Origin of the sequence: Sinorhizobium sp. CB7 (assembly GCF_041357635.1) — a bacterium.
Classification (GTDB): Bacteria; Pseudomonadota; Alphaproteobacteria; order Rhizobiales; family Rhizobiaceae; genus Rhizobium.
The window spans coordinates 204,446-218,650 of sequence record NZ_JAULLL010000009.1 but is presented as its reverse complement, the minus strand read 5'-3'; the positions used below and the strand labels follow the sequence as shown (position 1 = coordinate 218,650).

General features: G+C 59.6%; 15 protein-coding genes. 6 read left to right on the top strand and 9 right to left on the bottom strand.

What is annotated here, in order from left to right:
- Position 1: 1 nt before the first annotated feature.
- Positions 2–229 (bottom strand): DUF2007 domain-containing protein, encoded by a 228-nt coding sequence (locus AAE029_RS18585; RefSeq protein ID WP_371074346.1) that lies wholly within the window; start codon positions 227–229, stop codon positions 2–4.
- 109 nt (positions 230–338) lie between these two features.
- Between AAE029_RS18585 and AAE029_RS18580 the strand changes: the two genes are divergently transcribed.
- From AAE029_RS18580 to moaB, 4 genes are all read left to right on the top strand, one after another.
- Positions 339–1,355: a polyprenyl synthetase family protein gene (locus AAE029_RS18580; protein ID WP_371074345.1), complete on the top strand. Its 1,017-nt coding sequence runs from the start codon at positions 339–341 to the stop codon at positions 1,353–1,355.
- Between the two features lie 123 nt (positions 1,356–1,478).
- Positions 1,479–3,308: a tetratricopeptide repeat protein gene (locus AAE029_RS18575; RefSeq protein ID WP_371074344.1), complete on the top strand. Its 1,830-nt coding sequence runs from the start codon at positions 1,479–1,481 to the stop codon at positions 3,306–3,308.
- 6 nt (positions 3,309–3,314) lie between these two features.
- The gene (locus tag AAE029_RS18570; RefSeq protein ID WP_371074343.1) at positions 3,315–4,217 is read left to right on the top strand and encodes a 4-(cytidine 5'-diphospho)-2-C-methyl-D-erythritol kinase; all 903 of its coding nucleotides are present in this window, start codon (positions 3,315–3,317) and stop codon (positions 4,215–4,217) included.
- A complete protein-coding gene (moaB, locus tag AAE029_RS18565; RefSeq protein ID WP_371074461.1) occupies positions 4,217–4,771 on the top strand; it encodes a molybdenum cofactor biosynthesis protein B in 555 nt (184 codons plus the stop codon). Before AAE029_RS18570 ends, moaB begins: the two co-directional genes overlap by 1 nt.
- A 62-nt stretch (positions 4,772–4,833) precedes the next feature.
- On the opposite strand, the gene AAE029_RS18560 is transcribed toward moaB, so the two are convergent.
- The gene (locus AAE029_RS18560) at positions 4,834–5,352 is read right to left on the bottom strand and encodes a glycosyl transferase (RefSeq protein WP_371074342.1); all 519 of its coding nucleotides are present in this window, start codon (positions 5,350–5,352) and stop codon (positions 4,834–4,836) included.
- A gap of 139 nt (positions 5,353–5,491) precedes the next feature.
- Here AAE029_RS18560 and AAE029_RS18555 point away from each other — a divergent pair, with 139 nt between their 5' ends.
- Together AAE029_RS18555 and AAE029_RS18550 are read left to right on the top strand one after the other, a co-directional pair.
- The gene (locus tag AAE029_RS18555; protein ID WP_371074341.1) at positions 5,492–6,649 is read left to right on the top strand and encodes a PA0069 family radical SAM protein; all 1,158 of its coding nucleotides are present in this window, start codon (positions 5,492–5,494) and stop codon (positions 6,647–6,649) included.
- Between the two features lie 226 nt (positions 6,650–6,875).
- Positions 6,876–7,574 (top strand): ribonuclease HII, encoded by a 699-nt coding sequence (locus AAE029_RS18550; protein ID WP_371074340.1) that lies wholly within the window; start codon positions 6,876–6,878, stop codon positions 7,572–7,574.
- Positions 7,575–7,804: 230 nt separating this feature from the next.
- Here the strand turns inward: AAE029_RS18550 and AAE029_RS18545 are convergent, their stop codons facing one another.
- The 7 genes from AAE029_RS18545 to AAE029_RS18515 all read right to left on the bottom strand — a co-directional run bounded on the left by AAE029_RS18545 (position 7,805) and on the right by AAE029_RS18515 (position 14,191).
- Positions 7,805–8,296: a F0F1 ATP synthase subunit B gene (locus AAE029_RS18545; RefSeq protein ID WP_371074339.1), complete on the bottom strand. Its 492-nt coding sequence runs from the start codon at positions 8,294–8,296 to the stop codon at positions 7,805–7,807.
- Between the two features lie 3 nt (positions 8,297–8,299).
- Entirely contained in the window at positions 8,300–8,941 is a 642-nt protein-coding gene (locus AAE029_RS18540; RefSeq protein ID WP_371074338.1) for a F0F1 ATP synthase subunit B, read from the bottom strand.
- 78 nt (positions 8,942–9,019) lie between these two features.
- On the bottom strand, positions 9,020–9,247 hold the full coding sequence (locus AAE029_RS18535) for a F0F1 ATP synthase subunit C (protein WP_371074337.1): 228 nt from the start codon (positions 9,245–9,247) through the stop codon (positions 9,020–9,022).
- 64 nt (positions 9,248–9,311) lie between these two features.
- The gene (locus tag AAE029_RS18530) at positions 9,312–10,064 is read right to left on the bottom strand and encodes a F0F1 ATP synthase subunit A (protein ID WP_371074336.1); all 753 of its coding nucleotides are present in this window, start codon (positions 10,062–10,064) and stop codon (positions 9,312–9,314) included.
- A gap of 81 nt (positions 10,065–10,145) precedes the next feature.
- Positions 10,146–10,490, bottom strand: coding sequence for an AtpZ/AtpI family protein (locus AAE029_RS18525; protein ID WP_371074335.1), 345 nt, complete (start codon positions 10,488–10,490; stop codon positions 10,146–10,148).
- 318 nt (positions 10,491–10,808) lie between these two features.
- Positions 10,809–11,990 carry a cell wall hydrolase gene (locus AAE029_RS18520; protein WP_371074334.1) on the bottom strand — a complete coding sequence of 394 codons (1,182 nt, stop codon included), beginning with the start codon at positions 11,988–11,990 and terminating at the stop codon, positions 10,809–10,811.
- Positions 11,991–12,289: 299 nt separating this feature from the next.
- Positions 12,290–14,191 carry a potassium transporter Kup gene (locus tag AAE029_RS18515; RefSeq protein WP_371074333.1) on the bottom strand — a complete coding sequence of 634 codons (1,902 nt, stop codon included), beginning with the start codon at positions 14,189–14,191 and terminating at the stop codon, positions 12,290–12,292.
- Between the last annotated feature and the right edge of the window lie 14 nt (positions 14,192–14,205).

Sequence of the window (14,205 nt, the reverse complement as noted above, 5' to 3'; positions counted from 1 at the left end):
CTCACGTCGGCTTGCGAAGTTCATCCCCAAGACCGGCATCTATCAGGATGCGCCTGGCCTCTTCCGCCCTGTCCTCTTCGACCAGAAGGCGGCGCGGCAGCATTCCAAGTGACCCTTCGAGCACGCTCATCGCCTGGTCCGCAATCAGACAATGAATTCCAGCATCCTTCATCAAGCTCTCGGCAAAGGACAGCAGAACGGGGTCGTTGGCGCGGATAAGTTCGTACATTTACAATGAATTCCCTGTCAAATTTGTGCGACCGGGACAAATCGCCTCTTGCCGCATTCCCCGCCCCTTTCTATTGTCCCTTCCAGGAATTGAACAGGAGTCCGGAGCGTTGGGCGTCGTAATACCGCTTGAAGAAAGCAAAAACAAATTGGCATCCGTCAAGCTGCTCGTCGACCTGACCAAGTCCGATATGGACCGGGTAAACCAGCTCATCCTCTCTAAGGCCGGCTCCGATGTCCAGATGATACCGGAGGTCGCCAACCATCTCATTTCCTCCGGGGGCAAGAGATTGCGGCCGATGCTGACGCTTGCCGCCGCCTCGATGTTCGGCTATCGCGGCGAGAACCATGTCAAGCTCGCCACAAGCGTCGAGTTCATGCACACGGCCACGCTTCTGCACGACGATGTCGTGGACGAAAGCGATCTAAGACGCGGCAAATCCACCGCACGAACGATTTGGGGCAACCAGGCAAGCGTGCTCGTCGGCGACTTTCTGCTCGGCCAGGCGTTCCGCATGATGGTCGAAGTCGGTTCGCTTGATGCCCTCGACGTGCTGTCCGCCGCCGCCTGCGTTATCGCCGAAGGCGAGGTTCTGCAACTTTCCGTCGCCAAGAACATGGAGACGACGGAGGACGATTATCTCTCGGTCATCCGCGCCAAGACGGCGGCTCTGTTTGCCGCGGCGGCGGAGGTAGGGCCGATCGTGGCGGATGCGAGTAAATCCGGGCGCAACGCACTGAAATCCTACGGAATGAACCTCGGGCTCGCCTTCCAGCTCGTCGACGATGCACTCGACTACGGCGGCAAGGCAGCCGATCTCGGCAAGAATGTCGGTGACGATTTTCGGGAAGGCAAGATCACGCTACCCGTCATTCTCGCCTTTCGCCGCGGCACGACCGAAGAACGCGCCTTCTGGCGCGATGCCATAGAAGGCGGCAACAGCAGCGACGCGAATCTTGAAAAGGCGCTCGGGCTGATCACTAAATATGGCACGTTGAACGATACGATCGCCCGAGCCGTCCATTACGGCACGATCGCCCGCGATGCGCTGGCGCCTCTGCCCGATACGCCATGGAAAACGGCGCTGATGGAAGTCATCGACTTCTGCATCGAGCGCGTCAACTGAATGGCTTGCGGCCCGAATTTCTTGCAGGGCCGCTTCAAAAAAGCCATTCTGTTGTGAATCAGTCGTCACTACTGCTTTTGCGGCCGAGGGGAGACCCTGCGGCCTTCGAAGAAAGGTTTTCTAATGCGGCAGACACTTGCCATCCGTCTTCTTTCAAGCGCGGCTCTGGCGGCAGTTCTTACCTTATCCGCGCTCGGCACATCATATGCTGCGGAAACTGCAACGGCCGATGCCCCCAAGGCGGAAAAGTTCGATCCGGATAGCGTTACCACCTTTGCGGGTGCGTTCCTGGCTGCGCGCACAGCAGATGTCGATCACGATTACGATACTGCGATCGCGCTCTACAAGAAGGCCTTGCTGATCGAACCCGGAAATGCGGAAATTCGCCAGCGCCTGATGATCTCGCTGCTGCTCAGCGGCAATATCAAGGAAGGCGTGAGGTATGCCAATGATCTCAAGGGCGACCCTTCCGTCGAGCGCATCACGACGGTCGTGCGCGCCATGGATGCCATCCGTCGGCATGAATACAAGAGTGCTGCCACGCTCCTGAACTATACCGGGCCGAATGATCTCGACCGGATGATGAATGACCTTCTGCTTGCCTGGGCGCGAGCCGGTTCCGGCAAGGGCAAGGACGCCCTGACCATGGTCGAGAAGATGAAGGGACCGGACTGGTTCCGCATCTTCCAGAACTATCACGCTGGTGCGATCGCCATTCTGAACGGCGACGTCAATGCCGCGCGCAAGCACCTTAACGACGCGGTGCTGGACAAAGAAGGCGGGGCAACGGCGCCCGACACCTTCATGCGCTCCGTGATGGCACTTGCCCGCCTCGAAGCACAGCAGGGCAACAAGCAGAAGGCGCTCGACGCGATTTCCGTCGGCGATAACCTCATCAACAATTATGCGCCGCTGAATGCATTGCGCGACAGCATCTCGCGTGGCGAGAAGCCGCCGCAACAGGTGACGAATGCCGCCCAGGGCGCAGCCGCCGTGCTGTTCTCCATCGGCAGCGCGCTCAATCGTGACGGCGCGGAAGACATCGTCTCACTCTATCTGCAGACTGCCTATGCGCTTGCGCCGGAAAGCGCCGATACGCTCGTCCTGCTCGGCGGCATCGCCGAACGGCAGGGACAGACGGACCGCGCCATCTCCTTCTATCAGCAGGTTCCGAAGGACTCGCCGATGCGCCGCATCTCCGAGCTGCAGCTCGGCCTCGCCCTTGCCCAGAGCGGTAAGGTGGACGATGCGAAGAAGCATCTGCAGGAACTCATCGCATCCGATCCCAACGACATCCGCAGCTATCTCGCATACGGCAGCGTGCTCTCGGACGCCAAGGATTACGCGGCGATGGCCACCAATTACGATAAGGCCGTCGAGATCATCGGACCGCTTCCGACTGCTGGAAACTGGTCCATCTTTTTCCAGCGCGGCATTGCCTATGAACGGCTGAAGAAATGGGATCAGGCCGAGCCGAATTTCCGAAAGGCGCTGGAGCTCAACCCAGACCAGCCGCAGGTACTGAACTATCTTGGCTATTCCTGGGTCGACATGAACCGGAATCTCGACGAGGGGCTGGATATGATCCGCAAGGCGGTCGACCTGCGGCCGGACGACGGTTACATCGTGGATTCGCTCGGCTGGGCCTATTATCGGCTCAACCGTTTTGACGACGCGGTCAACGAGCTTGAAAAGGCGGCACAGCTCAAGGCTGGCGACGCGACGATCAATGATCACCTCGGAGATGCCTACTGGCGGGTTGGACGCAAACTGGAAGCGGCCTATCAATGGAATCGCGCCCTTGCCGCCAATCCAGAGGAAACGGAAATCCCGAAGCTCAAGGACAAGATCGCCAACGGCCTGCCCGCGGTCGACAATGACGCCAGGGCAGCGGACAAGAAGCAGCCGGATCCGGCGCCTGTTGTCCCTCCTCCTGCGGACAGGAAATCCTGACGAGCCATGCCACAATCCGGCATGCCGGGCGATTTCGCCGTTACCGAAAACGCCTTCGCAAAGATTAATCTGGCCCTGCATGTGACGGGCCGGAGGGCTGATGGTTATCATCTGCTGGATATGCTGGTCACCTTCGCCGAACACGGCGATCGTCTCGGCTTTTCAGCGTCTGGCGACGATGGATTGAGTCTGTCGGGACGTTTTGCCTCACGCCTGTCCGTCGGTGACGGAAACCTTGTGGTCAAAGCGCGTGATCTCTTGCGGGACGCGGTGGTCGCTGCGGGGCAGACGGCCGCGCCGGTCCATATCCATCTCGAAAAGAACCTGCCGATCGCATCCGGCATCGGCGGGGGATCGGCGGACGCGGCAGCCACCCTACGCGGATTGCTAAAGGTGTGGAAAGCGGAACTGCCTCACCAGACGCTGGCCTCGCTTGCCGTCCGGCTCGGCGCCGACGTTCCTATGTGCCTGGAAAGCCGGCCTCTGATCGCACGCGGCATCGGCGAGGAGATCCTGCCGGTTCCAGCGATGCCCTCCTTCGCCCTGGTGCTGGGCAATCCGCTGATCGAAATCTCGACGCCGGAGGTTTTCCGCAGGCTGGAGCGCAAGAACAATCCACCGCTTGCGATCCTGGAGCGTCCCAGGGACATCGCAGCCTGGATCTCGATCATCAAGACCCTCAGGAATGATCTGGAAGCGCCGGCGCGCATGCTTATCGAAGACATCGGCACGCTTTCCGATATGCTTATGGCCGAAGGCGCGCTGCTGGCGCGCATGTCGGGATCAGGTGCCACCTGTTTCGGGCTGTTTTACGACATGCAAGAAGCGGCCCGAGCCGCAGCCGCGCTTCACGGGGCGCGGCCAGACTGGTATTTCAAGGCAGTCAAAACCGTTACGGGAGTCGCATGATGGCAGGCTTGGACGAGCAACGGCCCTTCATTCCGGTCGGCATCGCCGTCCTCACGGTATCCGATACGCGCACAGCCGATAATGACAAATCCGGTGATACGCTTGTCTCACGGCTGACCGAAGCGGGGCACAGGCTGGTCGCGCGCGCCATTGTCCCCGATGACGCGGAAAGGATCCGCGATCAGGTGAGGACCTGGACACTCGATGCGGATATCGACGTCGTGATCACTACCGGCGGCACCGGCTTTACCGGACGCGACGTGACGCCCGAGGCTCTGGAGCCGCTTTTCGAAAAGCGCATGGACGGCTTTTCCGAAGTGTTCCATCGTATCTCCTACGACAAGATCGGTACCTCGACCATACAGTCACGTGCCACGGGCGGCGTCGCAAACGCGACCTTCATCTTCGTGCTGCCAGGTTCCCCCGGCGCCTGCAAGGATGCCTGGGACGGCATTCTGAAGGCACAGCTCGACTACCGCCACATGCCGTGCAATTTCGTGGAGATCATGCCGCGTCTCAATGAGCACCTGAAACGGGGCGGTACCTCGCGATAGAGCGGGTCAGCTTTATGGAGACGCAGAACCGCTCTGCACTCTTCCTGGAATCACTTTAAAACCTATCTCGCCGCCCGGGCGACCCAGGAAGGGATCAATTCGCTCGATAGCTGGCTGATCTTCTGCCCCTTGGCAAATTCGTGGAGCGGCATACCGGTTTTGGCGGTTGCGACGGCCAGCCTCTTCGGGACCAGGAGTCCGAGCTCCAGCGGCGGCAAGGATCGACCGATTCGCTTAAAAAACGGACGTCGGTAATTGCGTGATGCGGAAAAGCGCGCGGGCACCTTATTCAGCGCGACGTATTCGGCGATTTCGTCGATCCAACCCTTCTGCGGTCTTGCACCCGGCTCCACCAGCAGCAGCCATTCGCCGCGTGCAGCGCGCACGATATCCTTGATGTCCCATTGGGAATAAAAGCGGCAGCCGGCCGCATCCGCCACACGCGAGCTACCGTCGCGCGAGCCGTGATCCAGCACGACAACATCGCTTACCAGGCCTTCGACCGCCCCTGCGACCAGCGCCGATAATGTCTGCGCCAGTTCGGATTCTTGATCCTGGCATTCGAGAATAACTGTCAACATTGCCCATTTATAATGCGGCGCACAAACTATTGCCAGCAACCAGATTCCATATTTTGTTCTTGCAATGTTCTCATTTTCGAGATAGGAATTTAATCAAGGCTGAGGCGGCCGCAACAGCCTCCGCCCAGGAGTTTTACCGATGAACGAGCAGTCCCTTGCAGGGCAGGCCGCATTCGCGCCTGCCAACACGGCAGATATTGCCGATGCGATGATCAAGGCCTCGGGCCTCAGGATCGAAGTGGATCGGCGCCGCGGGCGCGGGGCCGGCCTCAATCCTAGCGGCCGTTTCGAACCCTTGCGACGCGAGGTTTTCGACGATGGCTGGCAGACGTTTGAGGAACTGCCCCCGTTCAAGACCGAGGTGCAGGTGGAAAAACCGCGGACTGCGATCACCCGCAACACGTCGCCGGACATTTCCTTCGATCGCTCGATCAATCCTTATCGCGGCTGTGAACACGGCTGCATCTATTGCTTCGCCCGTCCGACGCACGCTTACATGGGACTTTCGGCCGGCCTCGACTTTGAATCCAAACTCTTTGCCAAGCCGGATTCGGCAAAGTTGCTCGAACGTGAACTGGCAAAGCCCGGCTATAAGCCGCGGGTGATTGCCATCGGCACCAATACCGATCCTTATCAGCCGATCGAGAAGGAATGGCGGATCATGCGCCAGATCCTCGAAGTACTGAACAAGGCGAACCATCCAGTATCGATCGTGACGAAATCGGCCATGATCATTCGAGACCTCGATATCCTGGCGGAACTCGCGGGCAAGAACCTCGTGCGCGTCGGCATATCGGTGACGACGCTCGACCGCAAGCTTGCCCGCACGATGGAACCGCGCGCATCGACGCCTACACGTCGGATCGAGGCAATTCGCGTGCTCGCCGAGGCGGGAATACCGACGGCGATCATGGTGGCGCCTGTAATTCCTGCGCTCAACGATCACGAGATCGAACGGGTCCTCGATGCGGGGAAGGCAGCCGGGGCGAGCGAGGCGAGCTATGTCATCCTGCGCCTGCCGCTGGAGGTAAGCCCGCTGTTTCGCGACTGGCTTCTGCAAAACTATCCTGACCGCTATCGCCACGTGATGTCGCTGGTGCGCTCCATGCGCGGCGGCAAGGATTACGATGCCGAGTTCGGCAAACGCATGAAGGGAGCCGGGCCCTATGCTTGGCAGATCAGCCGCCGGTTCGAGCTTGCCGTGAAGCGGCTCGGCATGACGAGGCGCGGCATCCAGCTTCGCGACGATCTCTTCGTGCCGCCTGACGGCAGCGGTGTGCAATTGTCGCTGCTTTAGAGCAGGGATGCCGAAAAGTGTGTGCGATTTTCGGCCGACATCCCGCTCCAATTTTTGAGTTAAGGCGGATTCAGATTTCAGGTCGATTCGACCTGAAATCATCCGGCTCTAAGAATTCATATCCGGCGGACGGCCACCCTGTCCTCCCTCCGCCGAGAAGTCCCCGGCTGCCGCCCTAAAACCGGGGGCTTGCAGGAGATCGGGTTGGCGTGTCAGTTTCTGCCGCATGAAACGTCGCACGCCACCCGATTCTCCTCTGCTTTTCGAAGAGGCTCCACCCGTACCGGATTTCCGCCTCGAGCTTGCGGCAAGAAAGGCCGGGCATTGGCCTGTCGCAGGCGCTGACGAGGCCGGGCGGGGACCGCTCGCGGGCCCTGTCGTGGCCGCCGCCGTCATTCTCGACCCTGACCGCATCCCTGAGGGTCTCAACGATTCCAAGCTGCTTTCCGCGCAGCGCCGCGAAGAGTTGTTCATCGAAATTCTTGCGACCGCAACGGTTGCCATCGCCTCCTCCAGTTCCAGCCGTATCGACGGGACCGATATCCGCAAGGCGAGCCTCGATGCCATGCGGCGGGCGATCTGCAGTCTCGCTGTTCCGGCGAGTTACGTGCTGACCGATGGCCTCGACGTACCTCCGGGACTCACCTGTCCCGGCAAGGCGGTCGTGAAGGGCGATTCCCGTTCGGTTTCGATCGCCGCTGCTTCCATTGTCGCCAAGGTGACACGCGACCGGATGATGGTGCGCGCCGACAGCGTTTTTCCTTCCTATGGCTTCGCCAGCCATGTCGGCTACGGCACGGCTGTCCATCGCGCCGGCATCGACCGCCACGGCCCCTGCTCGCTGCACAGAATGAGCTTCAAGCCGTTGCGCAGAGGCGAGGACGACGACCAGGAGATCGAGCCCGACGTCGGACTCATCGACTGAAGCCTGTCGCGTGAAGAGAGATCCACGCGACAGGCTTTAGACTATTGCTTTCATGCACGTCGTCGCCGCAAAACTGCTACACACTTTTTCGCGACATACATTAATCGAGAGTCCACTTTGAAAAGAAAAAGGCCGGGACATGCCCGACCTTTCGATTTCTTGCTTCAGCTTTTGTTTCTGACGCAATTCCAGGAAAACCGCTTCGCACTTTTCCTGGAGTTGCTCTAGGCTCAGTTCAACCGCGTCTTCACTTCGCCGACGGCTTTGTTAAACAGCTCCGACTGCACCTTTGCGTCAGCCTTCTTGGCGATCACGCTTTCGGCGGCGGCGATTGCCATATCAACAGCAGCGGAACGTACCGCCTTCATCGCATCGCTTTCAGCCTGCTTGATCTTCTGCTCGGAGAGCGCCGTACGGTTGGCGACGAACTCTTCCGTCTTCTTCTTCGCTTCGGCGGTCAACATCTCCGCCTCGCGCTCGGCCACGGCCACGATCTGGGCGGCCTCGGCCTCGGCTTCCTTGCGCTTGCGCTCGTATTCGGCCAGGAGATGCTGGGCCTCTTCGCGCAGGCGCTTGGCTTCCGCCAGTTCGTTGCGGATCTGGTCGGCGCGGTCGTCGAGCGACTTCGCCATCATGCCCGGAACCTTGAGATAGACGATCAGGGCCAGGAACAGTACGAGGCCGACGAGCGCGAAGAAAGTTGCGTCAAATGCAAATTCCATCGATCAAACCTCCTGCTTGACCGCCGCAACGGCAGCTGCGACTTCGGTCTGGGCGGCACTGCCGCCGATCAGCTGCTCGACGACGGCGGACGCCGTTTCCTCGGCGATGGCACCGACATCGGCGAATGCCTTTGTCTTTATTTCGGCGATGCGGCTTTCGGCAGCCTTCAGCTTTTCCGCAAGGCTCGCCTCGATTGCAGCGCGGTCTGCCTCGGCCTTGACCTTGGCCTTTTCACGCGCGACGGCGCCGATGGCATTGGCCTTGGAGCGCGCTTCGGCGAGTTCGCTCTCATAGGTCTCGACGGCGGCATCGGCTTCCGCTTTCAGACGGCCGGCTTCATTGAGATCATGAGCGATACGGCCATGCCGATGCTCAAGAATGCCGCCGATACGCGGCACGATAACCTTCTGCATAACGATATAGAAAACGCCGAAGGTGATTGCCAGCCAGAGAAGCTGTGATGCGTACGTCGTCTGGTCGAAAGGCGGAAAAATGCCGGTCGCATGTCCCCCTTCGGGCACGCCGGTTTCCGTATGCACCTCACCGGCTGCCGGCGCGCCGTGGGCGTCCGTACCGCTGCTCGTGCCAGTTTCCGCAGTTCCCGCCGGGGCTTCTTCAGCGTGGGCCGGGGTCACAAACAACATGCTCACCTCCAGGTGTATTGCAAACGCAAAAGATCACGGCCCGCTGTCCGCAAGCCGTGATCCCTCAAGCCACCAGAATTAGACGGCGAAGAGGAGGAGGAGAGCGATGAGCAGCGAGAAGATGCCCAGAGCTTCCGTAACGGCGAAGCCGAATACCAGGCGGCCGAACTGGCCGTCGGCGGCAGACGGATTGCGCAGAGCGCCGGACAGGTAGCTGCCGAAGATGTTGCCGAGGCCGAGAGCCGTACCGGCCATACCAAGGCAAGCCAGACCTGCACCGATGAACTTTGCTGCTTCCGCGTCCATGTTGAACTCCTTTGAAATGGTTGTTGCGGCAAATGACTGACGCGAACGCGTCAATGTCGGTATCCTAGTGGCCACCGGGATGGATCGCGTCGTTGAGGTACATGCATGTCAGAACCGCAAAGACGTATGCCTGGAGGAAAGCGACCAGGAACTCGAGACCGGTCAGGGCGACCGTCATGATGAGAGGAAGTACCGCGCCTCCGACACCGAGCGCACCAAGCGCTCCGAGCGAGGCGACGAAGCCCGCGAACACTTTTAGCGTGATGTGACCGGCGAGCATGTTGGCGAAAAGTCGGACGGAGAGCGAAATCGGCCGGGACAGGAAGGAGATGATTTCGATCGCCACCACCAGCGGCAGAAGCAAGCCCGGAACGCCGTGCGGCACGAACAGATTGAGGAAGCCGAAACCGTGCTTGTAGAAGCCGTAGATCAGCACGGTTCCGATGACGAGAATGGCCAGCGCGAACGTTACGATGATCTGGCTCGTCACCGTAAAGAAATAGGGAAACATCCCGAGAAGATTCGCCGTCAGGACGAACATGAACAGGGAGAAGACCAGCGGGAAGAACTTCATGCCTTTGCTTCCCGCCCCTTCCTTCAGCATCGAGGCGATGAATTCATAGGACATCTCGGCGACCGACTGGCCGCGGCCCGGAATGAGACCGCGGTTCGAGGTCGCGAAATAGAGGAAGCCGGAGGCAATGGCAGCCGAGGCGACCATGAAGAGCGAGGCGTTGGTGAACGAGAAATCAATCCCGCCGACTTCGATCGGCACAATCTTCTGGATCAGGAACTGATGAGTCGGATCGTTAGACACCGCTTGTTCTCTTTCGTTTGGCCGCCCTGCAGCGGAGGTCATTACCTGGGAAGGGCGGCCTTCAAGACGCCGGATTCCCGTTCATTTCTTCTCGTCCTTGCGATCCATCGGATGTGGGGTCGACACCATCCCCGCGGAACGAAGCACATTCAATACACCGGCACAGAACCCAAGAAGCAGAAGGACAACCAAGCCCCACGGCGCCGTGCCAACAAAACGGTCGAAAAGATAGCCCAGGATTGCACCGACGACGATCGCGGAAATGAACTCGCTGGAAAGCTTCATTGCCTGGGCATAGCCTTTACGGCTCTCCTCGGCATGGGCTTCCTTAGCCTCGTCCTCTCCCGCCTCGATGCGTTTGGTTGCGAGCTCTGCCCCCAGTCGCTCCCGGCGCTTATCCAGACTTTCGTCTCGGTCATCCGTCATGGCATTTTCCTCGCCTTTCGCTGCCCGCGATCCCGCTACCCCCGGATTTGTGGCAACGAACGTCAAGGCTTTGACACCTTCCGGCCCGTTTTGAAGTCGCGCGCAACATAGTTTTCGGGGGAAGTATAGTCAAGGCGTAGCCCGTTGATGTCCAGCCATAATTTAGCTGAAACAAATCATGGACTTACGGCAAAATCCGACAGGCCGGGCAAAATAGCTGAAAAGAATCCATCCGGCTGCGACCGATCTTGCGGCTGATTTGGTGCGTGACCGCTCCTCAAGAGGGACGGGTCGGCCGGAAGCCAGTCGAAAACAGGCTTAACTCCAGCCGCCGCCATAGGTGCGATAGAAGATATGCAAGCCGATCCGGCCGACCTTTTCCATCGTCCGTGCCCAGCTCGGACGGACATAGCCGGCGTGGTAGTGCGTCGCAGATCCCACCTCGGGCAGCCAGATCTTGCCCGCCGTCACGGCCATGGCAACCTCGCGCGCGATCTTCCAGTGATACTGCGAATTGACCCGGTCACGAATATTGTCGCAGGCGAAGGAGAACTGACAGCGATTGCGCCAGTCCTCGTTCTGATAGACGACGCCGCAGATTGTCTTCGGGTAGGCAGGATTTCGCACGCGATTGAGAATGACCTGTGCGACGGCCGCCTGCCCTTTCACCGATTCTCCGCGCGCTTCGAAATAGATGCCAGAGGCAAGACATTGCTGCTCCTGCGGCGAAAAGACTTCAGCCGGTAGTGCCGTGGCCGCCCAAGCGTGGTCCTGCGGGCCGATCTGCGGAATGAACCGTCCGGCATTATCCTGGTCCTTGTTCAAGATCGAATCGAAGGGGGATACCCGGGCATAGTCCGGCGCGGGAGGCGCATAGGCGGTCGCCAGCACATCGGCCGTCTGGTTCGTGACGAGACCGGCCAATATGGCCGGGACGCTGTTGTCCGGCTTCGGTGGACGCTTCTTGTAGAAGACCGTCGCAATTTCGATCTCCTTGCCCTGGATCTTCGGCTTCACGAATGCCGATTTGTCCTTGAGATCGAGGACCGGCTTGAACAGCAATTGGGTGCGTCTGAGAATCGATCCGGCAGAAAAATCCTTCGGCGGCTGCACCGGAGCGACGGCAACGACACGGCCCTTCTTCAGGCTTCGCGTGACGCGGTCCTCATCGGGAAGCGCCCCATCACGCCCCTTGTCCTTGTCGAGGAATGCCACCTTGCGGCCGTCGGGCAACACCATGCCGCCATCGGCGATCGCGCCCGTGGCCATCGGATCTGCAAAGGTAAGCTCGGCCTGATGAACCGATCCGGCCGGGGAATTCGTCAGCACCATGCGCCAGCTCTCGCCGCCGCGGTCCAGCCCGGCAAGCAGAGCGGCAAGGTCGGCATGTGCAGCGATCGAGGGAAATGCAAGCCAGCCGCAGACGCCGAAAACGGCGGGAGAAATCCAGTTTTGAGGCAGAAGACTGAACTTGCTACTGAAACGACTCTTACGACGCAACGCCGGACTCCACAGGGACGCTCGGAAACACTCGGAACATGAGCGGAAACAATGTCCCATTAACCTTGATGCTTGGTTAACAGGGCGTCCCATGATTGACCGGGAAGAATTTGCCTTGCGCTGAAATGAAGGGCCCGACGGATCGGCCGGGCCTTGCAATACTCTTTCTGAAAATCGATGCCGATTTTCGGGGTTATCTGGAGCGTTTCAGCTTTTCATGGAAACGCAGAACCGCTCTAATTTTTTGCTTTTACGCAATTCCGGACGGAAAACCGCTTCGCACTTTTCCTGGAATTGCTCTAGATGACCACATGCGAGCCGAGTTCAACCACGCGGTTCGCGGGCAGACGGAAATAATCGGAAGGATCGGTCGCGGCATTTGCGAGCGCTATATAGAGCCTGTCCTGCCAATAGGGCATGCCGGATTTGGCATCCGGAACGAGCTTGCGGCGGCCGAGATAGAAGGAGGTCGACATGATGTCGAACTTCAGACCCGATTTGCGCAACGCTGCCAGGGCCTGCGAGACGTTCTGCGACTCCATGAAGCCAAAGCGCAATTCGACGCGGGTAAAGCGTTCGGAAACCTTGCCGACCGAATAGCGATCCTCATGCCCGACACGCGGCTTGTTGATCGTGCGGATCGTCAGGATGACGTTCTTGTCGTGCAGAACGTGATTGTGCTTCAGATTGTGCAGCAGAGCTGCTGGTGCAGAGTCCGGATCACTGGTGAGAAAGATCGCCGTGCCGGGAACGGACGCCGGCGAATGTTCGCTCTTTCGTTCGATGGAACTGACGAAGGACGTCAGCGGGATGTCGGTATGCCGCGTCTTTTCCATCAGAATTGCCGTGCCGCGGCGCCAGGTCCACATGATGACGGTGAAGACCGTGGCAATCATGACCGGAATATAGCCGCCGTCGTGAATCTTCAGAAGATTGGCGCCGAGGAAGATGAATTCGAGGGCAAGCAGCGGCAGCAGCGCAATCAGCGCCACCGGCAGCGACCAGTTCCAACGCACCCGGACGAATTCGAAAGCCATGATCGACGTGACCACCATGGCGCCGGTCACCGATATGCCGTAGGCGGTCGCGAGCGCATCCGAAGATTTAAAGCCCAGCACGAGGAAGATCACGCCGAAGAATAGGACCGCATTCACCGACGGCAGGAATATCTGACCCGTATTGGTCTCGGAGGTGAACAGGATTTCCATGCGCGGCAGGAAGCCGAGATGGATGCCCTGGCGCACCAGCGAGAATGCGCCGGTGATGACCGCCTGGCTGGCAATGATCGTCGCGGCCGTTGCGAGAATGACGACGGGCAACAGCGCCCACTGCGGATACATCAGATAAAAGGGATCGGACATTGCCGCGGGGTTGCCGAGGACGAGAGCGCCCTGTCCCAGATAGTTCAGCGTAAGCGCCGGAAAGACGAGCATGAACCACGCCCACTGGATGGGACGGCGACCGAAATGACCGAGATCGGCATAGAGCGCTTCGGCACCGGTGACGGTCAGAAAAACAGCGCCCAAAACCACAACGCCGTAGAAACCCTCGTGGAGCAGGAACGTGATCGCGTACCAGGGATTGAAGGCTGCGAGGATGCCGAAATCATCGGAAATATGCGAGATGCCCGCAGCCGCCATGACGATGAACCAAAGCGCGGTGATCGGTCCGAAGAATCGCGCGACGGCGCCGGTGCCATGGGACTGGACCACGAAAAGCAATGCGAGGATCGCCACCGAAATCGGCACGATATAGTCCGAAAGTGTCGGCGTCACGAGCTTGAGGCCTTCGACTGCCGACAGCACGGAGAGCGCCGGCGTGATCATCGCATCGCCAAGAAACAGTGCCGCACCCAACAGCCCCGCAAGCATCAGGATCGCCGTATGACCGTTCGCCGTTTTCATCAAAAGGGCGAGAAGCGAGAGCGTCCCGCCTTCGCCGTCGTTGTCCGCGCGAAGCAGGAACAGGACATATTTGATGGTAACGATGATGGTCAGCGCCCAGATCATCAGGGAAATGAGGCTGATGACTTCGAACCGCGTCAGGCCGTCATGGGCAACCGGCTTCAGGGCCGCGCGGAACGCGTAGAGCGGGCTTGTGCCGATATCACCGTAAACGACGCCGATCGAGCCGAGCGCCAGATAGAAGAGCTTGCGCGGGCTCAGGTCGCGCTCTCTGAGATGATAAGTTTCTTCTGCCATAAAGCACCAACAGG

Excerpts from the sequence above, each read along its gene's own strand:
- AAE029_RS18585 (WP_371074346.1), bottom strand. The coding sequence starts at position 229 with ATGTACGAACTTATCCGCGCCAACGACCCCGTTCTGCTGTCCTTTGCC.
- AAE029_RS18575 (WP_371074344.1), top strand. The coding sequence starts at position 1,479 with ATGCGGCAGACACTTGCCATCCGTCTTCTTTCAAGCGCGGCTCTGGCG.
- AAE029_RS18570 (WP_371074343.1), top strand. The coding sequence starts at position 3,315 with ATGCCACAATCCGGCATGCCGGGCGATTTCGCCGTTACCGAAAACGCC.
- moaB (WP_371074461.1), top strand. The coding sequence starts at position 4,217 with ATGGCAGGCTTGGACGAGCAACGGCCCTTCATTCCGGTCGGCATCGCC.
- AAE029_RS18560 (WP_371074342.1), bottom strand. The coding sequence starts at position 5,352 with ATGTTGACAGTTATTCTCGAATGCCAGGATCAAGAATCCGAACTGGCG.
- AAE029_RS18555 (WP_371074341.1), top strand. The coding sequence starts at position 5,492 with ATGAACGAGCAGTCCCTTGCAGGGCAGGCCGCATTCGCGCCTGCCAAC.
- AAE029_RS18550 (WP_371074340.1), top strand. The coding sequence starts at position 6,876 with ATGAAACGTCGCACGCCACCCGATTCTCCTCTGCTTTTCGAAGAGGCT.
- AAE029_RS18545 (WP_371074339.1), bottom strand. The coding sequence starts at position 8,296 with ATGGAATTTGCATTTGACGCAACTTTCTTCGCGCTCGTCGGCCTCGTA.
- AAE029_RS18540 (WP_371074338.1), bottom strand. The coding sequence starts at position 8,941 with ATGTTGTTTGTGACCCCGGCCCACGCTGAAGAAGCCCCGGCGGGAACT.
- AAE029_RS18535 (WP_371074337.1), bottom strand. The coding sequence starts at position 9,247 with ATGGACGCGGAAGCAGCAAAGTTCATCGGTGCAGGTCTGGCTTGCCTT.
- AAE029_RS18525 (WP_371074335.1), bottom strand. The coding sequence starts at position 10,490 with ATGACGGATGACCGAGACGAAAGTCTGGATAAGCGCCGGGAGCGACTG.
- AAE029_RS18515 (WP_371074333.1), bottom strand. The coding sequence starts at position 14,191 with ATGGCAGAAGAAACTTATCATCTCAGAGAGCGCGACCTGAGCCCGCGC.